At 69.8% G+C, this 25,752-nt stretch carries 26 protein-coding genes and 1 pseudogene; 19 read left to right on the forward strand and 8 right to left on the reverse strand.

Going from position 1 to position 25,752, the window contains the following annotated elements:
- Positions 1-7 precede the first annotated feature (7 nt).
- On the reverse strand, positions 8-832 hold the full coding sequence (locus tag AAF430_00915) for a class I SAM-dependent methyltransferase (protein ID MEM7408779.1): 825 nt from the start codon (positions 830-832) through the stop codon (positions 8-10).
- 193 nt (positions 833-1,025) lie between these two features.
- Here AAF430_00915 and AAF430_00920 point away from each other — a divergent pair, with 193 nt between their 5' ends.
- Together AAF430_00920 and AAF430_00925 are read left to right on the forward strand one after the other, a co-directional pair.
- Complete coding sequence (locus tag AAF430_00920; GenBank protein MEM7408780.1) at positions 1,026-1,706, forward strand: hypothetical protein; 681 nt, start codon at positions 1,026-1,028, stop codon at positions 1,704-1,706.
- A 72-nt stretch (positions 1,707-1,778) separates the two neighbouring features.
- On the forward strand, positions 1,779-2,447 hold the full coding sequence (locus AAF430_00925; protein MEM7408781.1) for a diguanylate cyclase: 669 nt from the start codon (positions 1,779-1,781) through the stop codon (positions 2,445-2,447).
- Positions 2,448-2,453: 6 nt separating this feature from the next.
- Here AAF430_00925 and AAF430_00930 read toward each other — a convergent pair whose 3' ends face one another.
- A complete protein-coding gene (locus tag AAF430_00930) occupies positions 2,454-3,203 on the reverse strand; it encodes a 3-hydroxyacyl-CoA dehydrogenase family protein (GenBank protein MEM7408782.1) in 750 nt (249 codons plus the stop codon).
- Positions 3,196-4,392, reverse strand: coding sequence for a hypothetical protein (locus tag AAF430_00935; GenBank protein MEM7408783.1), 1,197 nt, complete (start codon positions 4,390-4,392; stop codon positions 3,196-3,198). The genes AAF430_00930 and AAF430_00935 overlap by 8 nt, the downstream gene beginning before the upstream one ends.
- 60 nt (positions 4,393-4,452) lie before the next feature.
- On the opposite strand from AAF430_00935, the gene AAF430_00940 reads away from it, so the two are divergent.
- The 6 genes and pseudogenes from AAF430_00940 (at position 4,453) to AAF430_00965 (ending at position 10,257) form a co-directional block, all read left to right on the forward strand.
- Positions 4,453-5,142, forward strand: a complete 690-nt coding sequence (locus tag AAF430_00940; GenBank protein ID MEM7408784.1) for a dienelactone hydrolase family protein — start codon at positions 4,453-4,455, stop codon at positions 5,140-5,142.
- A 243-nt stretch (positions 5,143-5,385) separates the two neighbouring features.
- Positions 5,386-6,270 (forward strand): lysophospholipid acyltransferase family protein, encoded by an 885-nt coding sequence (locus tag AAF430_00945; GenBank protein MEM7408785.1) that lies wholly within the window; start codon positions 5,386-5,388, stop codon positions 6,268-6,270.
- Between the two features lie 45 nt (positions 6,271-6,315).
- On the forward strand, positions 6,316-7,452 hold the full coding sequence (locus AAF430_00950) for a serine hydrolase domain-containing protein (GenBank protein ID MEM7408786.1): 1,137 nt from the start codon (positions 6,316-6,318) through the stop codon (positions 7,450-7,452).
- A 48-nt stretch (positions 7,453-7,500) separates the two neighbouring features.
- Positions 7,501-7,722 (forward strand): annotated as a pseudogene (locus AAF430_00955) (prepilin-type N-terminal cleavage/methylation domain-containing protein).
- A gap of 744 nt (positions 7,723-8,466) precedes the next feature.
- Positions 8,467-8,916 carry a DUF2147 domain-containing protein gene (locus AAF430_00960; GenBank protein ID MEM7408787.1) on the forward strand — a complete coding sequence of 150 codons (450 nt, stop codon included), beginning with the start codon at positions 8,467-8,469 and terminating at the stop codon, positions 8,914-8,916.
- A 15-nt stretch (positions 8,917-8,931) separates the two neighbouring features.
- On the forward strand, positions 8,932-10,257 hold the full coding sequence (locus tag AAF430_00965; protein ID MEM7408788.1) for a cytochrome P450: 1,326 nt from the start codon (positions 8,932-8,934) through the stop codon (positions 10,255-10,257).
- On the opposite strand, the gene AAF430_00970 is transcribed toward AAF430_00965, so the two are convergent.
- Both AAF430_00970 and AAF430_00975 read right to left on the reverse strand, forming a co-directional pair.
- A complete protein-coding gene (locus AAF430_00970) occupies positions 10,218-11,009 on the reverse strand; it encodes a phytanoyl-CoA dioxygenase family protein (protein MEM7408789.1) in 792 nt (263 codons plus the stop codon). The genes AAF430_00965 and AAF430_00970 overlap by 40 nt on opposite strands.
- Complete coding sequence (locus AAF430_00975; GenBank protein MEM7408790.1) at positions 11,006-12,229, reverse strand: cytochrome P450; 1,224 nt, start codon at positions 12,227-12,229, stop codon at positions 11,006-11,008. The genes AAF430_00970 and AAF430_00975 overlap by 4 nt, the downstream gene beginning before the upstream one ends.
- A gap of 116 nt (positions 12,230-12,345) precedes the next feature.
- Here AAF430_00975 and AAF430_00980 point away from each other — a divergent pair, with 116 nt between their 5' ends.
- Positions 12,346-13,191, forward strand: coding sequence for a TauD/TfdA family dioxygenase (locus AAF430_00980; protein MEM7408791.1), 846 nt, complete (start codon positions 12,346-12,348; stop codon positions 13,189-13,191).
- Positions 13,192-13,215: 24 nt separating this feature from the next.
- Here the strand turns inward: AAF430_00980 and AAF430_00985 are convergent, their stop codons facing one another.
- Positions 13,216-13,671 carry an L-2-amino-thiazoline-4-carboxylic acid hydrolase gene (locus AAF430_00985; protein MEM7408792.1) on the reverse strand — a complete coding sequence of 152 codons (456 nt, stop codon included), beginning with the start codon at positions 13,669-13,671 and terminating at the stop codon, positions 13,216-13,218.
- A 126-nt stretch (positions 13,672-13,797) separates the two neighbouring features.
- Between AAF430_00985 and AAF430_00990 the strand changes: the two genes are divergently transcribed.
- Positions 13,798-14,178 carry a nuclear transport factor 2 family protein gene (locus AAF430_00990; protein MEM7408793.1) on the forward strand — a complete coding sequence of 127 codons (381 nt, stop codon included), beginning with the start codon at positions 13,798-13,800 and terminating at the stop codon, positions 14,176-14,178.
- Positions 14,171-14,665, forward strand: a complete 495-nt coding sequence (locus AAF430_00995; protein ID MEM7408794.1) for a thioesterase family protein — start codon at positions 14,171-14,173, stop codon at positions 14,663-14,665. The genes AAF430_00990 and AAF430_00995 overlap by 8 nt, the downstream gene beginning before the upstream one ends.
- Positions 14,666-14,668: 3 nt before the next feature.
- Here the strand turns inward: AAF430_00995 and AAF430_01000 are convergent, their stop codons facing one another.
- Positions 14,669-15,112 carry a nitroreductase/quinone reductase family protein gene (locus tag AAF430_01000; protein MEM7408795.1) on the reverse strand — a complete coding sequence of 148 codons (444 nt, stop codon included), beginning with the start codon at positions 15,110-15,112 and terminating at the stop codon, positions 14,669-14,671.
- 96 nt (positions 15,113-15,208) lie between these two features.
- Here AAF430_01000 and AAF430_01005 point away from each other — a divergent pair, with 96 nt between their 5' ends.
- Positions 15,209-16,792, forward strand: coding sequence for a long-chain-fatty-acid--CoA ligase (locus AAF430_01005; protein MEM7408796.1), 1,584 nt, complete (start codon positions 15,209-15,211; stop codon positions 16,790-16,792).
- Positions 16,793-16,913: 121 nt separating this feature from the next.
- Positions 16,914-18,584, forward strand: a complete 1,671-nt coding sequence (locus tag AAF430_01010; protein MEM7408797.1) for an ATP-binding cassette domain-containing protein — start codon at positions 16,914-16,916, stop codon at positions 18,582-18,584.
- 12 nt (positions 18,585-18,596) lie between these two features.
- On the opposite strand, the gene AAF430_01015 is transcribed toward AAF430_01010, so the two are convergent.
- Positions 18,597-19,544, reverse strand: a complete 948-nt coding sequence (locus tag AAF430_01015; GenBank protein ID MEM7408798.1) for a cyclase family protein — start codon at positions 19,542-19,544, stop codon at positions 18,597-18,599.
- A gap of 122 nt (positions 19,545-19,666) precedes the next feature.
- On the opposite strand from AAF430_01015, the gene AAF430_01020 reads away from it, so the two are divergent.
- The 6 genes from AAF430_01020 (at position 19,667) to AAF430_01045 (ending at position 25,748) form a co-directional block, all read left to right on the forward strand.
- Positions 19,667-20,470, forward strand: a complete 804-nt coding sequence (locus tag AAF430_01020; GenBank protein MEM7408799.1) for a hypothetical protein — start codon at positions 19,667-19,669, stop codon at positions 20,468-20,470.
- A complete protein-coding gene (locus tag AAF430_01025; GenBank protein MEM7408800.1) occupies positions 20,467-21,252 on the forward strand; it encodes an SDR family NAD(P)-dependent oxidoreductase in 786 nt (261 codons plus the stop codon). The genes AAF430_01020 and AAF430_01025 overlap by 4 nt, the downstream gene beginning before the upstream one ends.
- Entirely contained in the window at positions 21,249-22,451 is a 1,203-nt protein-coding gene (locus AAF430_01030; GenBank protein ID MEM7408801.1) for a hypothetical protein, read from the forward strand. Before AAF430_01025 ends, AAF430_01030 begins: the two co-directional genes overlap by 4 nt.
- 9 nt (positions 22,452-22,460) lie before the next feature.
- Positions 22,461-23,783: a sulfotransferase gene (locus tag AAF430_01035; GenBank protein MEM7408802.1), complete on the forward strand. Its 1,323-nt coding sequence runs from the start codon at positions 22,461-22,463 to the stop codon at positions 23,781-23,783.
- A 79-nt stretch (positions 23,784-23,862) separates the two neighbouring features.
- Positions 23,863-25,323 carry an amidase gene (locus AAF430_01040; GenBank protein MEM7408803.1) on the forward strand — a complete coding sequence of 487 codons (1,461 nt, stop codon included), beginning with the start codon at positions 23,863-23,865 and terminating at the stop codon, positions 25,321-25,323.
- Entirely contained in the window at positions 25,320-25,748 is a 429-nt protein-coding gene (locus AAF430_01045; GenBank protein ID MEM7408804.1) for an ester cyclase, read from the forward strand. Before AAF430_01040 ends, AAF430_01045 begins: the two co-directional genes overlap by 4 nt.
- Positions 25,749-25,752 lie beyond the last annotated feature (4 nt).

Consider the following 25,752-nt stretch of genomic DNA (forward strand, 5'->3'; position numbering starts at 1 on the left):
TCTCGCTCTAGGGCAGTGCCGCGATGTAGGCGACCCAGGCGGGGTCGTCCGGGGCGCGCTTCGCCCGGTAGTAGACGCCGGTGCCTTCATTGGTCTTGCGATCGGTGCGCTCCCAGTAGGCATCGGTCCGGGAGAACCCGGCTTCGTGCAGAACGTCGCGCAGCTCGGGGATGCTCCAGAGTCGCCAATCGTATTTGAAAGCCCGGTCGATGCTGCTGCCGTCGGGGAATTCGAAGTGGATGTAGTTGACGGCCCGGTTCTGGATCGGGTCGAACACGTCCTGGTCCCAGACGTAGTCGAAGTCGTCGTGCTCGCGCGTCTCGGTCAGCGTGCGCTGGGCCTCGGAGCCCCCGTAGAGATCGATCAGGAACAGCCCCTGGGGCCCGAGGGACTCGAGGGCGCGGCGGAAGTAGGCGAGCAGGTCGCTGCGCTCGTGGAAGATGAAGTAGGAGAAGTTGAAGCCGACCGTGACGTCGACGGCGGCATGCTTCGCCTCGCGGACGTCGCCCTGGATCAACTCGACCCGCGCCGCCTGCTCCGGGGCCAGCTTCGCCAGGTTGCGGGTGCGCGCCGAAGCGAGGGGGTCGGGATCGAGATCGATGCCGAAGGCCCGGTGCTCGTCGGAGACCTTCACCCACTCGCAGCAGAAGGCGGCGGTTCCGCAGAAGTCCTCACGAAGCGAGAGGGGCTCGCGGCCGTACTCCTGGCGATAGATGCGTCGGGCCAGGGCGACGTCGCCTTCCGGGTCCTGCACCGCCTCTTCGTAGAGCGCGAAGACGTCGGCGTCGCGCGCCTGGTTCTTCCCGTCCTTCTTCCGCTTCTGCTTCCCCATCGGTGTTCCCCCTCGGCGCGTGGTCGCGCCGGCTGCAGTATGGACCAGCCCCGGCGGTTCACGCCCGTTGGCCCTCGCGGAAATCGACGATCGTCTAGACTCGCGCTCCGCAACGAGCCCCCACCCGATGCACCTTTCTCCCACGTCGTCTCGCGGGCACCGCCCGCGCCGAGCCCTCGCGACCTCTGCCGCGATGGCCAGTGCCTGGCTCCTCCTTGCGTGTGGGAGCGGTCACTACGAGCACTACCGGCAGACGCATCCGGGTTGGCGGCCCGCGCTTCCGGAGGCGTCCGGAGGCCTACCCGAGGTATTAGCGGGCCTCGAGGCGCCCGATGGCGTGCCCGGGATCCGCGTCGACATCGGGCCCGTCGAAGTGCTGCGCTTCGATGGGGAGCGCTGGCAGCCGATCGCATTCGCGGTAGGCGCGACGCCGCCCGACGGCGATCTCGCCGTGGTCGCGCGTCGCACCTGTCGGGCCGACATCGGATTCGGTGGTCGCTTCGAGGCGCGGATCGCGAGCTACCTGTTGCCGGCCGGTGCCCTCGACGCCTACGACCATCGGGCGTTCGATGCGGGCTGCGAAGTCTCCGAGGCGTTCCGCGCGGCGCGCCCCGAGACGGCGGCGATGGAACGGGCCCTCGCCGACTACGTCACCGCACGCCATGGCAGACAGCCCCTGTCGCTCATCGGCCTGTACCGGCGTGGACTCGCCTACGTCGAGGCGGGCCGAATCGCCGAGGCGCGGGGCGTGTTGTCGATGGGCGAGCGGTCCTTCCATCAGGCCATCCGCGGACCGGGCGTCGACGGCAGCGAGATCAAGCGTCTGCGGGAGCGGCTGCGGCGGGCCCTCGGGCGCACGTCGGACACCCCCTGAAAAAACGAAGCGCAAAGCCACCCAACCGACACTCACCCTGCAGGCCCCCGGCCCTCACGAGGGAGAATCCCGATGCGCTCCACCCCCTGGCGATGGCTTCCGCACACCCCCGCTCCGACCGATGCGCACCCCACGGTGCAGCTGATCCCGGTCGAGGATCCGCAGGAAGCGCTGCGGCGTGAGAACGCGGCGCTCCGCGAGAGCGTCGAGGCGCTGCGCGCCGAGAACGAGGCCCTGCGCGCCCTCTCGTTGACCGATGCCCTGACGGGGCTGCCGAACCACCGCGCGTTCCGGGCGGCGCTTCGGCAGGAACGCCAGCGGGCCCTGCGCACCGGCCTCGACCTCGCCCTGGTCGTCTTCGACCTCGACGACTTCAAACTCCTCAACGACCGCCACGGACACGCCGTCGGTGACGCCGTGCTGGCGCGCGTGGCCGGTCTGATGCGGAGCGCGCTGCGCGAGACCGACCTGCTCACCCGCTACGGCGGTGAAGAGTTCGCCCTGCTGGCGCCCGGAACCGACCGCGCCGGGGCCTTGGCGCTCGCCGAGAAGGTGCGCCTCACCGTCGCCGAGGCGGCGTTCTCGGTGCTCGGTCTCGAGGGGCCGATCACCGTGCGAACCACCGTGTCCGCGGGCGTCGCCCACTTCCGGGCCGACGAACGCGCGTTCTTCGACGCGGCCGACCGGGCGCTCTACCGCGCGAAGGCCGCCGGCAAGGACTGCGTCTTCGTCGCAGAGTAGGGCGGGCTACTCCTGCCAGCCTTCCGTTGCCCCGCGGACCATCGCGAAGGGTCCGACGGGCCAGTTGAAGCAATCGGTCATCAGCTGGTTCACCTCTTCCGGTGAGGCGATTCCCTGGTCCACCACGCGCTGGGCCTCCTGGATCATCGCGAAGTAGATGCGGTTGGCGACGAAGCCCCAATGGGTGGGATCGTCCTTCACCACGATCGGGTTCTTGCCGCAGGCCGCTGCCATCGCGCGCACGGTTTCGACCGTGGCGTCGCTGGTCTTCGGCGTGGTGACGATCTCGGCCATGCGCATCACCGGCGGCGGGGACGCCCAATGCCAACCGATCACCTGCTCGGGCCGCTCGGTCACGGCGGCGAGGGCCGTGATCGCGAAGCCCGAGGTGTTCGACGCGAGGATCGTGGACGCTGGAGCCCGCGCGTCGAGGTCGCGCAGGACGTGGAGCTTCAGGTCGAGGCGCTCGGGGACGCACTCGAGCACGACGTTACAGGCGACGGTGGCGTCGAGATCCGACGTGAACTCGAGCCGCGCCAGGGCGGCGTCCGCGTCTTCGCGGCTCAGCTTGCCGCGCGCCACCGCCCGCTCGAAGCCGTAGCGCCCCGAGGTGGTGGCTTCCCGCGCCTTCGCCAGCGCATCGCCGTCGATGTCGGTGCAGAGGGTGCGGATGCCGTGGGTGGCGGCGGTCTGGGCGATGCCGCTGCCCATCACGCCGGCGCCGATCACGCCCAGGCTCGTCGTCGCGTCACTCATCGGGGTTCCTTCCGTTGGTTCGCTCGGTGTCGCGCTCGTCCAACAACAGGCGGCGCAGGGTTTCGGGATCGTTCTTCGTCGGGTCGGCGGCCACCACCGCTCGCAGGCGACGCATGGCATCGCCGACCTCGGGGCCCGGTCCGCAGCCGAGCAGGTCCATCACCGCCCGGCCGTCGAGTGCCAGGATCGGCGCTTCCTCGGGTTCGTTCGCCACCCGGTCGAGGACGTCGCGGATCGCTCGGAAGTCGGGTCGGTCCGCTCGGCCCTCCGCTGCCAGCTCTGCCTCGCGCAGCGCGAGGAGTCCGGGCACCAGCTCTCCCGAGCGTCGCCAGAGTCGTCGCCAGCGGCCTTCCGCATCGGGCGGGGCGAGGGCGTCGATTGGGTGGAGCTGCAGCAAGCGCTCGATCGCGACGACCCGCTCGCGTGCCACCCGCAGCCGGCGCAGGATCCGGACCACCCGGGTTCCCCGCAGCCAAGCGGCGAGTCGCAGGGTCGGGTCGGGGGGCAGGGCGGCCACCACCGCCGCCGCATCGTCGCGGACGCCGGGCGCCAACGCGCCTTCGATGCCCGCGCGTCGCAGCAGGGAAAGGCCCGCGGCGACGTGCTCGCCCTGGAGCAGGGCGCCGAGTTCCGCACGGAGCGGGGCGGCCGGGGCTTTCGACAGCGCACCGACGGCGTCGGGGAGGGCGGCTTCGAGGTCCGGCGCGAGGGCCCAACCCTCGGTGGCCACGAGGCGCACCGCGCGCAGGGCGCGCAGAGGATCGCGGGTGAGGCTCACCGCCGGGTCTTCCGGGCTGGCGAGGCACCCGGCCGTCGCGTCCGCGACGCCCTGCCACGGGTCTTCGAGCTGGCCGCGTGCATCGAGGGCGATCGCATGGCAGCGGAAATCCTGCTCGGCCAGCTGGGCAGCGAGGGAGCGCTCGGGGGGTGTGGGTCGCAGGTCCACCGGCCCGACCGGCGTCGTCAGGCGCCAATGGCGGGCGCCGACCCCCGCGACCGCCGTGGGGAACAGGGGGAGGAGCGCCTCCGAAGAGGCCGTCGTGAGCACGGCGTACCCGGGGCTCGGCTGGTTCCGCCAGAGGGCGAGGGCGCCGCGTCCCACCACGTGCGCCCGGGCGCCGTGGGCCTCGAGGGTCTCCAGGATCGCCGCTAACGCAGGCGGCAGGGAGACCGGCCGGGGGGCGCTCATGCGCGGCAGTGTACAAGTCGATGAATAGGGTGCCCGCGCGCCCGCGGGTGGGGAGGATCCGTGACCCAGAGCCCTCGCGATCCGTCGCGTTCGAACACCGCATCGACTGCCCGCCTGGGTGCGAGCCATGGCCTCACCCTGGCCCACGCCGCGCTGCCGGCTTCGGGCCGGGGACCGGGCGTCCTCGTCCTGTCGGACGGTGCGATCGAACGTCGGGACGGGGATCTGCTGGCGGATGCGTGTCGCCGCCTGACCCGGCACGGCTTCGTCGCGCTGGCGCCACGCCTGCCCGAGGTCGATGCCGACGCGCTCCATGACACCGAGCGCCGCGTCGTCGACGCGGGCATCGAGCAACTCTTCAACGAAGACGCGACCGAGGGAAGCCGGGTCGGCGTCATCGGATTCGGACGGGGCGGGTGGCTGGCGCTCGAAGCCGCGGCCCGCGGAGCCCGTGTGGGGCTCGTGGTCCAGGCCGGGGGCGGATCCTCGGGAGAGTCGGAAACCCTTCCCCTGGCCACCCTCGAGGCGCCCGTGTTCTCGGTGTTCGGTGAGAAGGATCCCCTGGTCGAGGCGGGGCGGGCTTCGGAATGGCTGCGGCGGATGCGCGACGAGGGGATCGCCAGCGAGCTGCGGGTTCAACCCGGGGCCGAGGCGGTGTTCTTCGATCCGGTGCTCGCCGATCGCTTCGACGCGGTGGCCGCCCAGGGCTTCTGGGACGCCGCGCTCGCCCGGCTGCGCGCCGAGCTCTAGAGGCGACGCCCCGGCGATCGCCGGGATGGCGGGTGGGGCTACGCTCCGTGATTCGCTCCTCTCGAGGCGGGCGCCCTTCCGAGCGGAGACGCTGACTGGCGCCAGGATGGCCCGATGTCCGCGCACCCGAATTCCCCGTCCAGACGTTCCGGTCACAGAGGTTCCGGCGACACCGGTTCCGGCGACCATGCGTCCCGCGCGGATCGAGACTCCCGTCGGGAAGAACGGTCCCTGCAGGAGATCGTGCCGAGCGGACGGCGGCTGGCGGAAGAACCCGACTGGGAGCGCTGGCTTCCCGGACCGGCCCGGGAGTTGCTGGCCGAGATGGACGGGCGCGTCGCGCGCATTCCGACGCGGTTGAACGAGTACGGCATCGATCGTTTCGGCTTCGATCCCAGCGTGGCGCGGTACGCGATGGCGTTGATGGCCTGGGTGTACCGGCACTACCTGCGCGTCGAGACCCGCGGCGTGGAGAAGGTGCCGCAGGGGCGGGTGCTCCTGATCGCGAACCACGCCGGCAACACCTTCGCGTGGGACGGCGCGATGCTCGCGACCTCCCTGTTCCTCGAAGGGGAGCCGCCGCGGGTGGTGCGTGGCATGGGCGAGTACTTCCTGCCGACGATTCCCTTCTTCAACGTGATGATGCACCGCATGGGGAGCGTGGTCGGTCGCCCCGAGAACTGCGTCCAGCTCCTGGAAGAAGAAGAGGCGATCATGGCCTTCCCGGAGGGTGAGCGCGGCTTCGTGAAGACCTTCGACCAGCGCTACCAGCTGCAGCGCTTCGGGCTCGGATTCGTGCGACTCGCCCTCGAGACCGGCACCCCGATCGTGCCGGTCGGCATCGTGGGCGCCGAAGAGCAGTCGCCGGGGCTCGCGAACCCGCGCTGGATCGGACGCCTGTTCGGTTCGCCCGCCTTTCCCATCACACCGACGTTCCCCTGGCTCGGCGCGCTCGGAATGCTGCCGTTTCCGGTGAAGTTCCATCTGCACTTCGGTGCTCCGATCTTCTTCGAGGGCGACGCCAACGAAGACGACGCGGCGATCGAGGAGCGCGTCGAGATGGTGAAGGCCGAGATCCGCCGGCTCATCTCGGACGGGCGCGCCGCGCGCAGCAACTGGTTCTTCTAGCGGGCCTGGCCGGTGGCCTATGCTGCCCGGCCGAGGAGGACCCCGATGGAGATCCACGGCCACTGCGCCCCCGAATTCGAACCCGTCCGCGACGCCTTTCGCGCCAATTTCGAGCAGGGGCGCGAGGTGGGGGCCAGCGTCGCCGTCACCCGGGCGGGTCGTCCCGTCGTGGATCTCTGGGCGGGCGACGCCGCCAAGGGAGGGGCGCCCTGGCAGGAGGACACGATCGTCAACGTCTACTCGACGACGAAGACGATGGCCGCGATCAGTCTGCTGGTGCTGGCGGATCGCGGGGAGCTCGATCTCGATGCGCCGGTCGCGCGCTACTGGCCCGAGTTCGCCCAGAACGGCAAGGACGACGTGCGCGTCTCCCACGTGATGAGCCACAGCGCGGGGCTCTCGGGATTCGATCCGCCCCTCGCTGCGCCCGAGGAACTCTACGACCACGCCGCCATCGCCGACGGGCTCGCGCGACAGGCGCCCTGGTGGACGCCCGGGGACGGCTCGGGATACCACGCGGTGACCCAGGGCTACCTCCAGGCCGAGCTCGTCCGCCGCATCACCGGCGACACCCTGGGCGCGTTCTTCCGCCAGCACGTCGCGGAACCGCTCGGCGCCGATTTCCACATCGGGTTGCCGCCCGAACACGACGCGCGGGTAGGCGAGCTGGTGCCGCCCGAGGTCGCGCTCAATCAACGCGAGGGCGCGAAGGACTCGATCGCGATCCGCACCCTGCGCAGCTGCCCGGTGAACGGCAGCGAGCCCCGCACGACGGGCTGGCGTCGCGCCGAGATCCCGGCCGCAGGCGGTATCGGCAATGCGCGCGCCGTCGCGCGGATCCACTCGGCGCTCGCCTGTGGCGGCGCGGTCGACGGGGTGCAGCTGCTCTCGAAGCGAACCCTCGACCGGGTCTTCGAGGTACAGAGCGAGGGCACCGACCGGGTGCTCGGGGTGCCGATCCGGTTCGGTATGGGGTTCGGGCTCTTCGGCGGGGCCTTTGCGCTCACCTCCGGCGAGCGCGCCTGCTTCTGGGGCGGTTGGGGTGGCTCCCTCGCCGTGATCGACCAGGACGCCGAGCTCTCGGTCGCTTACGTCATGAACCGGATGGAAGCCGAGCTGCTCGGGGATCCGCGCGGGGGGAGCCTGGTTCTGGCCGCCTACAAGGCGATCGGGCAGGGGTGAGATTCGTCCTCAAGTGGACCGGGCGCCCAGCCGAATGCGTTCTTGCCCATGAATGCACTCCACCGAGCCCTCCCCCGAAGCAACCGCGGCCGGCGTGGTTTCACGCTCGTCGAACTCATGATCGTGGTCGCGATCATCGGGGTTCTCGCCGCGATCGCCATCCCGAACTTCCTGCGCCACCAGATGAAGACGAAGACGAGCGAGGCGAAGGCGAATCTCGCCGCGATCCGCGCCGCCGAGATCGCCTATCTCGCCGAGTACAACCGCTTCGTCTCGGCGGACGTCGCGCCTGTCGTCGCCGCCGGAAACAGCACGAACTCCTTCACGCCCAACGCCGGCTACGCGGCGATGGGGTGGGCGCCCGAGGGCAACGTGTTCTTCACCTACGGCGTCAACACCGATGCCGCGGGGACGATCTTCCACGCGACGGCCCACGGCAATCTCGACGCCGACGCCACGGCCCAGATGTGGCACTACCGCACCGGGAACATCGACTCGAAGACCCACCTAGGGCAGGGGCCGACGACCTGTGCGGGAACGGCGGGGTCCGTCGACTCGGTCGAGCCCTGCGACAACGTCTCGGGCCGGAGCGTCTTCTAGGTCGCCCAGCACACGGCGCTGCCAGCCGGGTTGCGCGCTTCGCGCACGCAGCGACGGCTGTTGCTTGCGACGCCTGCGCCACAAGCCGAGACCGAGCATCCCGCCGGCGATCAGCAGGGCCGAGCTCGGTTCGGGAACGTCCTGACGCACGCGCGTCGCGATGTCTCCGGGCAACACCGGGCGCACCGCGAGCATGGCCTCCGGGGCTGCGCTCGCGGGGCTGCTCAGCACGATCGCGGTTGCGACGAGGGGTCCCAGGCGTTGGATCCGCATGGTCCGGTCCATCGGTATTTCCGCGTAGCGGCTTGATCCACAAACCCGCAGGCGTGCCGGGACGTCCGCGAGATCGTTGGGTTTTCCCCAGCCCCGAAGCAGGGCGCCGACGCCGCCTGGGAGAAGCGCTATGCCTGGGCCATGCAACCGCGTGTCTCTCTCCTCGTCGTGGGCGTCCTGATCTTCCTGGCCAGCAGCCTCACGGCGTCGGCCGAAACCCAAGGCGACGACCTGCTGGGCCGCTACTGGTTCCCCGACAAGACGGGTCAGGTGGAGCTGCTCCGCGAGGGGGATCGCTACGTCGGGCGCGTGGTCGCCTACGACGAGCCCGAACAGCTCGACGAGAACAACCCGGACCCAGCGCTCCAGGGCCGTCGCTTCGTCGGGATCGATATGTTCTGGGACTTCCGCTTCGATCCGGGCGAGGGCCAATGGGTCGACGGGCGGATCTACGACGGCAACAGCGGCAGCACCTACGCGTGCTACCTCTGGTTCGAGGACGGTGACACCAGTGTGCTGTGGGCGCGCGGGTACATCGGGATCTCACTCCTCGGCCGCACCGAACGCTTCGAGCGGGTCACGACGCCGTAGCGAGGAGGCGCGCGGATGTCGTCCTTCACCTGGGTCGAACCGACACCTCCGTGCGTAGACTCCTGGGTTCCGCGCTGGGGCTGCGGGCCTGCGCTGCTGCGTGACCCTGCCGCGTTCTTCCGTCGGAGCCGCGCGCGTCTCGGGGACACCTTTGCACTGGAGCCCTTCGGCTACCCGCTCCTGTGTGTGTTCTCGCCCGAAGGCATCCGGGGCCTGTGGGCGCTCCCCGAGAAGGTGGCGAGCAAAGGCGCGGCCGACTTCGCTCTCTTGCGGCACAAGGTGCCCGACGAGCTCTTCGCCGGGCGCCGCACCTTCCCCCACGGCCTGTTCGCGCGCGACGACGTGGATGCCTATCGGCGCAACCTCGAAGGGGCGGTCGGCTTGCAGCTCGAGGAGCTGCGCGGGGGAGGGGACTTCGAGGCGTTCGCGTGGGCACGTCGCTTGGGGCACCGCGTCGGGCTGGCGTCCTGGGCAGGCGCGGAGGCGGCCTCTCCCCGCTATCTCGACCGACTCGTGCCCCTGCTGGACCGCCTCGACAGCTCGGAATCCTTCGTGCACCCCGAGCGGGCCTTCTGGACGATCGCGACCGGGAAGCGCGCCGAGCGACGCGCCCTCGGTGAGCTCGACGCGATCCTGGGAGAACTCGCCGCGCGCGCCGATGCGAATCCCGACGGACCCGACGATCTCTTCGCGCGCATCCGTGCGGCCTGGTCGGACGTCGAGGGCCCCGAGCGCCTCCAGGGCATCGCGCGTGACGTGGTGCTGGTGCACATGGGCTCCCAGTCGAACCTGTTTGCAGCGCTCGCCTGGACGCTGGTCCACCTGCTCGAGCGTCCGGCCCTGCTCGAACGGGTGCGCGAGGGGGACGACGCCCTCCTCGAGCGCTGCGCCCACGAGTCGATCCGGCTACGACAGCGATCGATGATCCTGCGTCAGGTCCTGCGACCGGCCGAGCTCTTCGACGGTCGACACACCTATCAGCTGAAGCTCGGCGCGTTCGTGGCCACGGTGCTGTCGGTGACCAACGACAGCGTGTTGTCTGGCCTGGAGCACTTCGACCCCGACCACTACGCAGGTCGGCGCTTCACCCGGGCCGACGAACTCGAGGCGACAGAGAGCGTCACCACCTTCGGCTTCGGCGCACACAGCTGCCCGGCCCAGGGCTTTGCGATCCTCGCGATCCGCCACGCGGTGGGCGAACTGCTGCGGCGATTCGAGCTGGAGCCGCGCTTCAGCGAGCCGAAGCCCCTGCGGCGCCAGCTCGGCGGGGTCGCGCGCGCCGATCGTCCGTGTCGGGTCGCCTACCGGCTTCGCTCGGACGCCGCGTCCCGGACGAGGTGAATCGGGTCGCGTCCGTCCACGTTGCCGAGGGCGAAGAGCAGGCTGTACCCGAGCATGCGCTGGATACGCTCGGAGAACTGGGCGGCGACCGCCGGAGGCGTGGCGACGGTGAGGTTCTCGAACTGCCGCAGCCAGGGCTGGGTGTAGATCACCGAGACACCCAGGCGCGGCGGTCCTTCGCGGTGGGCGCCGCCGCCGTGGAGCACGCCGCCGAGGTAGACCAGAAGCGAGCCGGCGGGCATCTCGACCGAGACGATGTCCTCGGATTCGGGCTGGCGATCGGGGCCCCAGCGGTGACTTCCGGGGACGAGGCGGGTCCCGCCGTTCTGGGAGGTGAAGTCCTCGAGTGCCCACATGCCGCTGATGCCTTGGGGGGCTCGCGGGCGGGGCGGTGCGCCGGCGTCGTCGTCGCAGTGGAGGTCCTGGGCGGCTTCGCCCGACTGGATGTGGACCGCCTGCAGGCTCGATAGCAGGAACCCGGGCGTCAGGGTCGCTTCCGCGAAGCCGAGCAGCGCCGGGTGTTCGACGAGCGCAGCCATCTCGGGGCATTTCGTGAGCAACGCGTAGACGCGCTGGGTGCGCAGGCCTTCGAAGGGACGCCGCCCGGTCGGATGCACGTCGAGAAGCGGCGCGAGGACCGCGCGAAACGACGCCACCCGCTCGGGTGCGAGCAGGTCGGGCAGGACGCAGTAGCCGTCTTCGCGCAGCGCCGCGAGCGCGCGCGGATCCGGGGCCGACGCGCCGTCGCTCATCGCGATGTGGCAGCGCCCCGCACCCAACACTCGGAGAAGCCGCGGAAGCTCGGGTTCACGGCGTAGCTTTGGCCGCGATCCCCCGGCTCGAGGTGCGGGTAGCGATCGAGGAGCGCGGCCAGGGCCTCGGCCGCTTCCAGTCGGGCCAGATGGGCGCCCAGACAGAAGTGGCGACCGCCCCCGAACGCGTGGTGATGGACGTCCTCGCGTTCGATGTCGAAGCGATCCGGGTCCGGGTACACGGCGGGGTCGCGGTTGGCGGCCGCGAGCGACACCGAGAGCGACTCGCCCTGGCCGATCTCGACCCCGTCGATGACCAGATCTTCGTGGGCGATGCGGCCCGAGTTGGTGACCGGCGTGTCGTAGCGGAGCACCTCCTCGACGGCGTTCTTCATCAGGTCGGGGCGCGCCCGGAGCTTCTCGAGCTGGTCCGGGTGGCGCAGCAGGGCCATCACCGCGTTGCCGATCAGGTCGGTCGTGGTGAGGTTGCCGGCGAGGAGCAGCAGATTGCACTGCAGCACGATCTCGTGATCGGTGAGTCGGTCGCCGTCGACCTCGGCCTCGACCAACGCGGTCACCAGGTCGTCGCCGGGCGTTCGTCGGCGAGACTCGATCTCCTCGAGGAAGAAGGCGCCCAGGGCCTCGCGGGCACGTTCTGCGATCGCGACGTCTCCCGGTTCCGCGGCCGGGTTGAAGGACACGGCGATCATGGCGTCGCCCCACGACTTGAAATCTGCGTGGCGATCCGGATCGACCCCGAGCAACTCGGCGATGACGATCGTCGGGATCGGACCCGACACCGACGAGACCAGCTCGAATTCGCCCTCGGCGGGGAGCGCGGCGATCGTACGCTCGGCCACCTCCCGTGCCCGGTCGCGCCAGCGCTCCACCGCGCGCGGTGTGAACGGATGTCGCACGAGCTCTCGGAGCCGTCGGTGCCCGGGTTCGTCCATCAAGAGCATCGAGGGTTCCTCGTCGCCCTGTCCGAGGAACTCGCGGGTGAAGCTGCCGGGCCGCCCTTTGCGGGGATCGCTCCAATAGTGGGGGTTGCGGAGGATCGCGGCGACGTCGTCGTGACGCGTGAAGACATAGCGCTGCAGCTGCGTGTCGAAGTGGATCGGCTCTCGGCGCCGGAGCTCGGCGAGGACGGGGTAGGGGTCCTCGCGGAACTGCTTGTCGAGAACCGAGAGCTGGAGGCCGGTGGGGACGGGCGATTCCATGGATCCTCCCTTCGAGACGCAGAGGAGACGCTAGCCCAGTCGCTTCTGCCCAGGCTGGCGTCCTCGCCGTCGGCAGTTCATGCTAGAGGACCGTCCCTGGCACGAGGAGGCTCCCGATGACGGCCCTGTCCATTCAGCCGCTTCCCGCGGTCGGTGCCGAGGTGCGTGGCGCTCAGTTGGCGCAGGGCCTCGACGAAGCGGCTTTCGGCCGAGTGCGCGACGCCTTCGCCGAGCACGGGCTGCTCTTCTTCCGCGACCAGACGCTGGCGGAGACGGATCACATCGCGTTCGCCGAGCGCTTCGGCAAGATCAACGTCAATCGCTTCTTCGCCGCCCATCCCGACCACCCCCAGATCGCGCTCGTCGCCAAGGAACCCGAGCAGAAGCAGAACATCGGTGGCGGTTGGCACACGGACCATTCCTACGACGAGGAGCCGGCGCTGGGCTCGATGCTGGTGGCGCGTGAACTGCCGCCCGAGGGTGGCGATACCTGGTTCGCCGGGATGTACGCCGCCTACGACGCGCTCTCCGACGAGCTGAAGGAAACCGTCGAAGGGCTGCGCGCCGTCCACTCGGCACATCACATCTTCGGGACACGGGCCGACGTCTACCGAGGCGACGCCCGCGATCGGATCGGCAACGCGTCGGCCGCCGACGATCTGCACGACGTCACCCATCCCGTGGTGATCCGTCATCCGCTATCGGGCCGACGGGCGCTCTACGTGAACCCGGGCTTCACGATCGGAATCGCAGGCTGGGAGCCCGAGCCCGCCAAAGAGCTGCTCGGCAAGCTCTACCGGGTCGCCACCGACGCGCGCCATGTCACCCGCTTCCGGTGGGAGCCCGGGTCGGTGGCCTTCTGGGACAACCGGGCGACCTGGCACTGGGCCCAGAATGACTACCACGGACACCGTCGGGTGATGCACCGGATCACCATCGAGGGGTGCGCGCTCGGGGCGTGAGCCGCTCCGCGCGGGCGCCTGGGCTCAGCCGCTGCGGCGGCGGTAGCGGAAGTCGCAGTGCGACGCGCCCCGCATGCAGGTCTGGGTGCGCTCCAGCTCGGCGCCCATGCGCAGCGCCATCGGGAAGTCGTGGTTGCAGATGAGAAGCGGCCCGAGATCACGTGCGTCGAGCTCTTCCATCAGCGCCGCGTATCCGCAGCGCGTGACGTTCATCTCGAAGCGATCCTCGCTGACGGTGAGCACCTCGTAGTCGAGGACGTCGCCGGCCGCGTAGGCCTCGGTCCCGGCGGTCATCACACGGAGATCGGCCTGTGGCGGTGTCGTCGCGGTTGCCTCGTCGAGGTCGTTCTGCAGGCGCGCTTCGAGGACCGCCTTGACGGCGTCTCCGCCGAACTCGGCCTCGAACGCGCGGATCACGGGTACGAGGGCCTCCATCTGGATCCGCAGCCGTTCGAAGAGGGTGAGGTCTTCCGCCGCCATGGATGAGGCTCCTCGGATTCTGGTGGCGAGGGTGGCATCCCCGCGCGATTCGCCCAGTATCGCAGTTTCCCTGTCACGCCGGGCGCCGATCGCAGGCGGTCGTTGCCCGCCCCACGGAGGTCCCTGATGTCGAAGCCCTTGGCCCAGGTGTTGCTCGAACGCTACTGGGATGAAGCGAGCAACCAGGCGCAGTACGAGCTGGTCCGAGAGCTCTGCGCCGATCCGATCGTGCGCCACGACCCCGGCAAGGCACCCACCCGCCTCAGCCATGACGAGCAGATCGAACGGCTCCGCTTCGGCGTGGAGCAGATGGGCGTCGTGATCGACCGGGTGCTGGTGCATGCCGACGACACCTTGGCCACGTCGGTCTGGAATCTCGTGATGACGAAGGCGGGCGACAAGCGCCTCAGCGGGATCGAGGTGTTTCGCGTCGCCGACGGCCGGCTCGCCGAGTGCTGGAACGCCCCCTACGGCGACGGTCACTGGGACGAGCCGCTCGATGCCTGAAGGCTCGGCTGGGCCTCCGTCGGGAGGGCTCGTCTGGGAGCTGCCGTCGCCCTTCGCGATCTCCCGCATCGTCGAGGCCGCCGAGGTGGATCGGCTCGGCCACGTGAACAACGCGGTCTACCTCGCCTGGTGCGAGTCCGTCGCCTGGGAGCACGCCGATCACGTCGGCACGGGTTGGGACGCGTGGCAACGCCTCGATCGCGCGATGGCGGTGCACGCAGTCCGGCTCCAGTACCTCGCGCCTGCGTTTGCGGCTGACGAGGTGCGCGCCGCCAACTGGATCGTGCGGAACGACGGACGTCTGCGCGCGACGCGTCGCTTCCAGATCCAGCGCACGAGTGACGGGCGTCAGCTGCTCCAAGGCGAGATCGACTACGTGTGCATCGAGATCAGCAGCGGGAAGCCGCGCCGGATGCCGTCCGAGTTCTTGTCGGCCTACGCCGTGCTGCCGGATGTCGCCGCCGCCTGGGAAGCGCGGCCTACCTGACCCTCAGCGCGGATCGAGTACCACCACGGGGATCACGCGCGGGGCCGCGTTCTTTTCGTAGTCGGTGTAGGGCGGATAGATCTCGACCATCTGTTTCCAGAGTCGGGAGCGCTCGTCGCCCTCTGCGACCCGGGCCCGTGCCGACACGGCCTTCGGGCCGACCATCAGCTCACAGTCGGGCTGGGCTTCGAGGTTCAGGAACCACACCGGGTGGTTCGGCATGCCGCCCTTCGACGCGATGATCACGTAGCTGCCATCGGCCTCCCCGTAGATGAGCGGGAGGGGGCGGGGCTCACCGGACTTCCGACCGATCGTCGTGAGCAGCAGCGTCGGCAACAGACCGGGCCCGCCGAGGTGCGTCGAGTCCCACATGTGGGCCTTCTCGGGGTCGGTCTGGTAGAGCTGGATGTGCTCGGCGATCCAGGGCACCTGTCGCATATCGGTCATGGGGTCCTCCGCGTGTGAAGAACGGGAAGCCTAGACCCAACCCCGGCTGCGCGCGAGTTCCCGGCGCGCGCTCGCCCTGTGTACTCTGTGGGCACCATGGAAGTGCCCCTCCTCGTCAACGATTTCCTGCACCGCGCCGCCCGGCTCTACGGCGAGAAGCTCGCCGTCGTCGACGGCGCCCACCGCTTCACCTACGCCGAGCTCCAGGCACGTGCGAACCGTCTGTCGAACTGGTTGCTCTCCCTCGGCGTCGGGCAGGGCGATCGCGTCTGCATCCTGAGCCCGAACTCCCACTTCTTTCTCGAGAGCTTCTACGGGACCAGCCAGATCGGCGCGATCCTGGTTCCCTTGAACTACCGCCTGGTGGCCGCCGATCACCAGTACATCATCGACCACGCGGGCGTGAAGGCGATCCTCGTCGACGGGGAGTACACGGGCATCGTCGACGAGATTCGTGGCGCACTGCCGAAGGTCGAACACTGGATCGTCGCCCAGCACGGAGGAGCGACGCCCGACGGCTGGATCGACTGGGAGGCCGGGATCGCGCCCATGTCGGATGCGCCGCCGCCCGCCCCGCCGACGCCGCTCGCTGAGAACGACGTCGTCTCGATCAACTACACCTCGGGGACCACCGCGCGGCCGAAGGGCGTGATGCTCACGCATCGCAACTGCTACCTGAACGCCTACAACATGATCGCGCACCTCGGCATCCACCACGGCGACGTCGAGCTGTGGACCCTGCCGATGTTCCACTGCAATGGTTGGGGCGGCGTCTACGCCTTGACGGGAATGGCAGGCACTCACGTGGTGTTGCGCGCCGTCGAGGGCGAGGCCATCTATCGCTTGATCGAGGACGAGGGCGTGACCTTCGCCTGCATGGCCCCGGCCGTACTGCGCACCATCCTCGACTACCCGGACAAGGCGAAGCACACGATCGCGACGAAGCCGCGTTTCGTCGTGGCCGGAGCTCCGCCGCCCGCCGCGTTCATCGAGCGGCTGGAGCGCGAGCTGGGCTGGGACTTCATCCAGATCTATGGCCTCACGGAGACGGCTCCTCTCCTGACCGTTTCCCAGCCCGACGCCCAGTGGGAAGAGGGCGACTACGCGCGCCGCGCCCGCGCGGGCGTCGCGGGGATCGGCGTCGAACTCCAGGTACTGGACGACGATGGGAAGCCCGTCCCGAAGGACGGCGAGACCGTCGGGGAGGTCTGCGCCCGTTCGAACGTCGTCTTCAAGGGCTACTGGGAGCAGCCGGACCAGACCGACGCGTGCCTCTACGACGGCTTCTTCCACACCGGTGACCTCGGCGTCTGGGACGCCACGGCGAGCGTCCACATCGTCGACCGCAAGAAGGACGTCATCATCTCGGGTGGCGAGAACATCAGCTCGCCCGAGATCGAGGATGCGCTCTACCAGCACCCCGCGGTCCTCGAGTGCGCCGTCATCGGCGTGCCCCACGAGAAGTGGGGCGAGACGCCGAAGGCCCTGGTGGTCCTCCGCGAGGGCGAGGCCCTGGACGAAGCCGGGCTGATCGCCTTCTGTCGCGAGCATCTCGCCCACTTCAAGTGCCCGACCTCGATCGAGTTCGTGCCCGAGCTGCCTCGCACGGCCACGGGGAAGCTCCAGAAGTTCAAGCTGCGCGAGAAGTACTGGGAGGGCGCGCGCCGCGTGAGCGGCTAGCCGGGCCGCCCTGCGTCGCGCTCGGCTGCGCGGGTCGCTACCGTCCGGCCGCCGCGGACCCAAGCGTCCGCCCATTCCCGGTGAGCCGAGTGTCGGCTCCCCTCGCGGAGCCGCCCTGGCCATGATTTCGGTATCGAACCTCGCGAAGAGCTACGGCGATCGCACGCTCTTCGAAGGCGTGACGCTCCAGTTCCAGCGCGGCGCGCGCTACGGGATCGTGGGCGCGAACGGCTGTGGGAAGTCGACGCTGCTGAAGATCCTGACCGGCGAAGAGAGCGCCAGCGACGGCGAGCTCTCCGTGCCGAAGCGGGCCGTGTTGGGCGTGCTCGGGCAGGACCATTTCCAGTACGAGCAGGAGCGCATTCTCGACGTCGTGATGATGGGCGACCGGGCGCTCTGGGACGCGATGGCCGAGAAGGAGCAGATCCTCGCCAACGCCGAGACCCACTTCGACGGCGACCGCTACGCCGAACTCGAGGAGCGCATCGTCCAGGCCGACGGCTACAGCCTCGAGGCGCGCTCGGCGGAGATCCTGGAGGGGCTCGGGATCGCCCAGGCCGTCCATGATCAGCCTCTGTCTTCCCTCTCGGGTGGCTTCAAGTTGCGCGTCCTGCTGGCCCAGGTGCTGGCAGCCCAGCCCGACGCGCTGCTGCTCGACGAGCCGACGAACCACCTGGACATCCTCTCGATTCGCTGGCTCGAAGAGTTCCTGCAGGACTACAAGGGCGCGGCCCTCCTGATCTCGCACGACCACCGCTTCCTCGACACGGTGGCTACCCACATCGTCGATGTCGACTACGACACCATCAAGGCGTATCCGGGGAACTACGCGCGCTTCGTCGTGGCGAAGCGCGAGGAGCGCGAGCGCCGCGAGAAGGAGATCGCCAAGCGGGAAGCCGAGATCGCCGAGCACAGGGCGTTCGTCGAGCGCTTCCGGGCGAAGGCCACGAAGGCTCGCCAGGCCCAGAGCAAGCTGAAGACGATCGAGCGCATCGACATCGAGCGCCTGCCCGAGAGCTCGCGGCGCTATCCGCGCTTCCGCTTCGAGCCCCAGCGGCCGAGCGGCCGACAGGCGCTCGCCGTGGAGGGAATCGCGAAGGCCTACGGGGACAACCAGGTGCTCCTGGGCGTCGACCTCACCATCCAGCGCGGCGAGCGGGTCGCGATCATCGGTCCCAACGGCATCGGCAAGTCGACGCTCCTGCAGGTGATCATGGGCGAGACCCCCGCCGATGCGGGCGAGGTCGAGTGGGGCTACGAGACCTACCCGGGCTACGTCGCCCAGGACCACAAGGCCCAGATCGGCGCCGGCCGCCAGACCATCGAAGAGTGGCTGACCGGCTACAGCCGCGGCGAGAGCGTCGGCTTCGTGAAGGGAAACCTCGCGGCTGTCCTCTTCACCGGGGACGAGACCGACAAGCGCCTCGAAGCGCTGTCCGGAGGCGAGGCGGCGCGGCTGATCTTCGCGCGCCAGTCGATCGAGAAGCCGAATGTGCTGGTGCTCGACGAGCCCACCAACCACCTCGACCTCGAGGCGATCGAGGCGTTGGTCGACGCGCTCCGCGCCTACGAGGGCACGCTGATCTTCGTCTCCCACGATCGCTGGTTCGTCAACGAGTTGGCCACGCGCATCATCGAGCTGTCGCCCGACGGCATGCAGGACTTTCCCGGCACCTACGACGAGTACCTGGCGCGTTCGGGTGAGGACCACCTGAATGCGGACGAGGTGCTGCGCCGCGCGAAGGAATCGAAGCGCGCGGCCCGTGGCGCCAAGAAGAAGGGCCGGCGCTAGCCGTCCCAGACGTCAGCGGATCGCCACCGGGTTGATCACCGCCTGGACCGAGCCGACGAAGCGAGGCTGCCCGAGTACGAAGAGGAACTCGGTGGCCTGATCCTTCGCGAGCTCAGCGGTGTTCATGTTCTCGAGCAGGTACACCCCATGCTTCGCGAGTAGGTCCTGGTGCACGGGAAAGATGATGGTGTCGCTCTCGCCGGGGACGACTTCGACGCCCCAGGTATCGGCGCCCACGGCCACCACGCCGAGCTTCGCCAGGTACTCGGCTCCCCCGACGCCGAGCCCGGGCTCGCCCTGCAGGAAGGTGTCGGGATCGCTCTCGGCGAGCGCCTGCCAACCCGTATGGAGCAACACCACATCGCCCTCGGAGATCTTCGTGTCTCCCTGAGCCGCCAGGGCCGCGACGATCTCGGCTTCGTTGATGGCCGTGCCGGCGGGCAGATAGGGGACGTCCTTCCACCCCGCGAGGTCGACGAGAATCCCGCGCGTGACGATCGGCGGGACCTCGTGGGTGCTGAACCGCGTGAGCCCATCGAGCCGGACGAACTCGGAGGCGTGCACGCCGTTGTAGTAGCGGTGGTTGATCCCGAGGTGGCCCAGCCCATCGAGTTGAGAGCCGATGCCGACCCAGGTCATCAGCAGGTCGTCGTTGAAGGTGGCCTGGTTCTCGCCGAGGGTCCCGCCCGAGGGATCCCCTCCGGTGGTCATGATCTGATACTTCCGCGTGCCGTAGGCAGGTGTGCGCGGACCGGTGGGAACGCCGAGCGCGTAGGTCTTTCCTTCCTTGACGAGCTTCATCGCCGCGATGACGTGCGCCGGCTTCAGGACGTTGACGGCGCCGAGCGTGTCTTCCGCCCCGTACTTCGACGGGTACCAGTCCTCTTCGGCGAATGCGGCCGGTGTCAAGAAGACGACGAGGGCGAGGAAAGCGAGCCAACGGGTGCAAGGTGCGATCATGGGAAGTTCCTTCCATGGCAGGGCGCGCCCAGTCTAGGCGGGATGGTCCTTCGCAGGGGAGTTTCGCGGTACGTTTCACCGGCTCCGAGACGTCGCGCCGAAGGACCGGAGGAGAGGTCGTTTTGGGGTCCGAAGACCACGTTCCGCTCTTTGCACGCTACGGGTTCACGCGGACTGCCGACTCCGCAGCGCCCCTCGTCGTCGAACCGTACGACGCGGTGTGCGTCCATGGTGCACTCCGCGCCACCGTCGTGGCCTCGGCGATCGATCTCGTCGGTGGCTTCGTGACCCGCGCATTGGCGGGTTCGGAAGCGACGTTCACCACCGACCTGTCGTTGCGAATTCCCGCTCCGTCGGCGCCGGACCGGCTCGTGGCCCACGCGGAAGTCTTGCGCCCGGGGCGTCGTCTCGTCACCACCGCGGTTCGGCTCGCAACCGGAGCGGTCGACTTCGCACAGGGCGTGGTGACCTTCATGCGGGTTCCGCGGGACCCGGGCACGGCCGCCCCCACCGACCTCGCGACGCCGGCCGAGATTCCGTTCCACCCGCTCGCTCGCCCGCTCGACGCCGAGGTCGGGATCGAACCGGTGTCGGGCACGCCCGGCACCGTTCGCCTGCCACTCGCGCCGCGCCTGCTGAACCCGGAAGGCGTCCTACAAGGCGCACTCGTGGCCCTGCTCTGCGAGTCGGCGGCGTTGGCGCGGGCGCAGGCGTCGGGTCTCGCGCATCGGGTCGTGACGGAGCTCGACCTTCGCTATCTGGCGGCCGCCTCGCTGGGTCCCGTAACGGCCACCGCCGATTGGATCGGCGAGCCTGACCAAGGCGCGTTGGCGCTTACGTTGCGCGACGAGGGCCGGGATCGTCGCGTCGCGACGGCGTTCGCGCGGCTCGCCCGTGCGCCTGGGCGCGGTACCGTGACGGCATGAACACACCCCCGCTGCCGTCGGATCTTGCCGGCAAGAGCGTCATTCTCACCGGCGGGTCGCGCGGCATCGGTCGCGGTCTGGCGCTCGTGCTGGGACGCGCCGGCGTTCGGCTGATGATCACCGGGCGCAAGGCCGAGCGACTTGATGCCGTGTCGAGCGAACTGGACGGTCTCGGTGTCGAGCATCGAACCCGGGTGTCGGACGTCGCAGATCGGGAAGCGAATCTGGCGTTGGCCGCGGCGACTCTCGAGGCGTTCGGTCAGATCGACGGGCTGGTCGCGAACGCCCAGTCCTTGCGTCCTGTGACGAAGCTCGCCGACGTCCAACCCAAGGACTTCGATCGCGTGGTCGACACGGGTCCGCGCGGCACCCTGTGGCTGATGCAGGCAGTCCTCCCTGCGATGCGCGAGCGTGGCCGCGGCCGCATCGTCACTTTCGGGTCCGCGATGGGCCTGACGGGAGCGCCGGGTTACGGGCCCTACTCGGCCGCGAAGGAGGCGGTGCGTTCGCTCACACGGACGGCTGCGCGGGAGTGGGGCGAGTTCGGGATCACGGTGAACTGTGTGTGTCCCGCCTCCGTGGCCCATCGGATGCCGGTCAGCGACGACGGCGGCGATCGCGCGGCCGCCTTCGCGACGATGTACGCGGAGCACCCGCTCCGGCGCGACGGGGATCCCGAGCTCGACATCGCGCCGACCGTGGCGTTCCTGCTGAGCGATGCGAGCCAATACGTCACCGGCCAGACCCTGATGGTGGACGGTGGCGGGGTGATGCGCGCGTGAGCGCGGGCGGAGACGCACCCAGCGGGGGCGCTTCCGAGGCTCCCGCCGTCGCCGCATGGCGCCGTTTCTGTCGTCGCCTCGAGGCGCTCGGAGAGGAGCTGGCCTCGGACCCCTTCCCGGGACACGCGGGCGATCTGACCGAAGGCGTCGCCCACCTGGCGGATCAGGTGTCGTGTTGGCTCGGCTGGGCCCTCGCGCACGCGGATACCACGGCGCCGTTCTTTCACCGCTCGAACGACCTGTTCACCCAATGGGGCGGTCCGAACCAGGACAACGTCTATCACCATGCGCGCATCGACCCGAGGCGTCGCTATCGGATTCGCGGCCAGATGCGCAGCTGCGAACGCTTCGCGCTGACCCTGCGCGTCGGGTTCATGCACATGCCCGAGTGGGGAACGCGCAAGGCGCTGTCGTCGCCGGACCTGGGGATCGGTCCCGGCGATCCGTTCGAGATCTGCTTCGGCGGCGACGGCAGCGAACCCGGCTGGGTCGAGATCCCCGAGGACGTCACGACGCTCTCACTGCGCGAGTTCTACGTCGACTGGCAGCCCGAGGAGCCGGCGGTGTTCACGATCGAATGTCTCGACCCCCCGGAGTCACCGCCGACCCGCGACGACGCGCTCCTGGCCGAGCAGCTCGAGCACGCCTGGGCACAGGTCGAGCACTCGATGCGCGGCTGGAACGACTACCTGCGCGAACATCGCGCTGCCGCGACGGACAACACCTTCACGATGCACGGGGCGGTGGCGAAGGGCCTCGCCGCCGCGCGCTACGCCTTCCTGTTCTGGGATCTGGCTCCCGACGAGGCGCTCGTGATCGACACGGACGTTCCCGACGCGCCGTACTGGGGCCTGCAGCTCGCGAGCCTCGGGTGGTACGAGCCCATCGACCCGGTGCATCGCATCACCTCGCTCAATCACCAGCAGATCGCGGTCGACCCGGATGGCCGGGCGCGCATCGTGCTGGCCCACCGGGACCCGGGCGTCGCGAACTGGCTCGACACCGGCGCGCATCGCGACGGGCTGCTGACGTATCGCTGGTTCTGGCCCCGTTCGGATCCGGCGCCCCAGGTGCGGGTGGTTGCCTTCGATGCGCTCGCAGCGTTGCTTCCCGACGACGCCGCGCGCGTCAGCCCCGAAGAGCGCCGAACCACTCTCCGCGACCGCCAGGCTCACCTCGCCTGGCGCTTCCGGACCTAGCAGGCGCCCGTGTCCTGGAAGGCGCCGGCGCGTCCGGACTGGGTGGAGGGGGTGAACCGCGGCGGGGGAGGGCCGGCCTGGGATGCCGCCGATCTGCCGCTGTCCGCGGACGAGTGGCTTCGTACGGCCGCGGCCCAGCGGGGCGTCGACATCGGAACGGCGCGTCGGCTGGACGCGGCCTTCGGTGCGCCGGGGTTCGAGGCCGAGTTCGCGCTGGCCCAGCTCCGGCGGCTGGGCGAGGCGCTCGAGCACGAAGCGCGGCTCCACCGCGTGGGGCGCTGGCTCACGCGTCGGTTCCTGCTCCGTCTCATCGAAGTGCGCTTCCAGTTGATGGCCGCGCTGGCCCAGGATCCAGGCATCGCCGATGAAGAGGTGCGCGCACCGGTCTTCGTGGCGGGGGCCCCGCGCACGGGGACGACGATCCTGCACCGGCTGCTGGCGGCGGACGCGCGGCACCGCGTGCCGCTCGGTTGGGAGCTGCTGCGCCCGCTGCCGACGCCGCGCAGCGCCCTGGTCTCGACGGAAGAGGCGACGGAAGACGCGCGGATCGGTCTGGCCGAAGTCGAGCTCTCCGGACCGCAGAGCGTCGTGCAGGACCTCCGCTCGATCCACACCTACGCGGCAAGCCGTCCCAAAGAGTGTCTGTCGGCGATGTCGTTCGCGTTCCAGTCGGAGGAGTTCACCGCGCGCTATGCGATCCCGAGCTACGAGGCGTGGCTCGAGGCCTCCGACATGGCGCCCGCCTATCGGATGCACCGCCTGGTGCTCCAGGTGCTCCAGCGTCGGCAGGACCGGGTACGCTGGGTCCTGAAGTCGCCGGTCCACCTGCACGCGCTTCCCGTGCTCTTCGGCGCGTACCCGGACGCCAAGGTCGCCATCACCCACCGGAACGTCCCGACGCTCCTCGCCTCGCTCACGAGTCTGATCGCCACGCTCCGCTACGCCCACAGCGACTCCGTCGACGTGGCGGCAATCGGCACCCACCACGTCGATCGCTACGCGGCCACCTTCGAGCGGCTCGTGGACGCGACCGAGGCGGGCGCGCTGCCGGAGGGGCAGATCCATCACAGCCACCACCGGGCGTTCATCGACGACCCGATCGCCGTAGCGCGGGAGCTCTACGGCCAGTTCGAGATCTCGCTGCCGGCCGATGTCGAGGCGGCCATGCGCGCCGTCGTCGAGACCAAGACCGATGACCACGCCGGGGCCCACCGCTACGACCGCGATCTCGTCGGGATCGCGCCCGATCGCCTCGCCGCGCGCTTCGTCCGCTACCACGAGGCGTTCGGCCTCGACACGGACACGGCGAACCCGGCCCAGAGCCCGTCCTGATAGACTGCCGGCCCTTGCCCCCCGCGCGCCGCGGACCCGAGCGCCGCGAGCGGCGAGGCCCGGACCCAAGGAGCTTCCCATGTCGATCGCCTTCGATTCGGCGACGCGCCTCGCTGCGCGCATTCGCGCCAAAGAGATCAGCTCTCGCGAATTGACCGAACTCTACATCCGCCGGATCGAGCGCTACGACGACGTGGTCAACGCCGTGGTCGTCCGGGATTTCGAGGCGGCGCTGACGGCGGCCGAGCGAGCCGATGCCGAGCTGGCGGCCGGCACGCCGCGCGGGCCGTTCCACGGCGTTCCGATGACGATCAAGGAGGCCTACGACGTCGTCGGGCTTCCCACGACCTGGGGGACGCCCGCGTTCCGGGACAACGTGGCGAAGCAGGACGCGGCGACCGTGGCATTCCTGCGCGAAGCGGGCGGCCACTTCCTGGGGAAGACGAACGTCCCGCTCCAGCTCAGCGACTTCCAGAGTTACAACGACATCTATGGCACCACGAACAACCCCTGGAATCTCGAGCGTACGCCGGGCGGATCGTCCGGCGGCTCTTCCGCCGCCCTGGCGGCGGGCTTCTGCGCGCTCGAGAGCGGCTCGGACATCGGCGGCTCGATCCGCAACCCGGCCCACTTCTGCGGCGTCTACGGCCACAAGCCCACCTACGGCATCGTGCCGGATCAGGGGCACGCGTTGCCCGGCGCCGTCGCTTCGCCGGACATCGCCGTGGTCGGGCCGATGGCGCGCAGCGCCGAGGATCTCGCGACTGCGTTGGAGGTCGTGTCCGGCGCCGACCGCTTCCACGAGCGCGGGTGGCGCCTGGCCTTGCCCGAGCCCGCGCGGAAGACCCTCTCCGAGTTCCGCGTCGCGGTCTGGGCCGACGATCCCGAGTGTCCGGTCAGCGCGGCCGTCGGCGATCGCGTCCAGCAGGTGGCCGATCGTCTCGCCGCTCTGGGGGCGAAGGTCGATGATCGGGCGCGTCCCGCCGGTTTCGACAGTGCCGCGATCTATCGGGTGTACCAGACCGTCTTGAACGGCCAGCTGTCGGCGGGTTTCCCGAACGAGGTGTACGCGAACCTCGAAGCGGCGGCGGGCCAGCTGGCCGACGACGACGAGAGCCCGGAGGCAGTGGGTCTGCGCACCATGACCCAGTCGCACCGCGATTGGGTGCGGGCCACCCACGCGCGCGGCGCGCTGCGCCAGAGTTGGAACGCCTTCTTCGAAGACTGGGACATCCTGCTCTGTCCCCAGATGCCGACGACGGCCTTCCCGCACGATCACACGCCCTTCATCGCGCGCACCCTCGATGTCGACGAACGCTGCCAGCCGTACGGCAAGCAGGTGTTCTGGGCCGGCCTGATCACGGCGGCCTATCTCCCCAGCACCGTGTTCCCGACCGGGCTGGCGGACGACGGATTGCCCATCGGTCTGCAGGCGGCGGGCGCCGAGTTCAGCGATCGCACCTGCATCGAGTTCGCCCGGCTCCTGGCCGACGAGTTCGGTGGCTTCCAGCCGCCCCCGGGCTACGGAGACGACGCGTGAGCGGTGCACCCCTGAGCCCGCTCGCGTGCGTCGACCGGGTCATCGAATGCGACAACGGCCGGGACCAGGCCGGCTACCGAGCGCTGCTCCACGACGACTACCAGGCGTTCGTGCACGGCCAGCCCACGTCGACCGATCCGGATACCGAAGCCGCCTCGCTCGCCGAATGGTGGCGCGCGGCGTCGGACGTCCATCTCGAGAAGCTCGAGGTCTGGGAGGAGCGGGGCGTCGTGACGCTTCGCTACACGCTCACCGGCACGAACGACGGCCCGTTCTACGGGCAGCCAGCGACCGGAAAGCACTTCCACGTCGAGAACTGCACGCTCCTCGAGGTCGTGGACGGACAGGTGCGCCGCGCTTGGCGCTACTCGGACACGCTCGGGCTGCTCACCCAGCTCGGGCTCCTGCCGAGCGCGGCGAGCTAGCCGC

The organism is Myxococcota bacterium, from assembly GCA_039030075.1.
Taxonomy (GTDB): Bacteria; Myxococcota_A; UBA9160; order UBA9160; family SMWR01; genus JAHEJV01.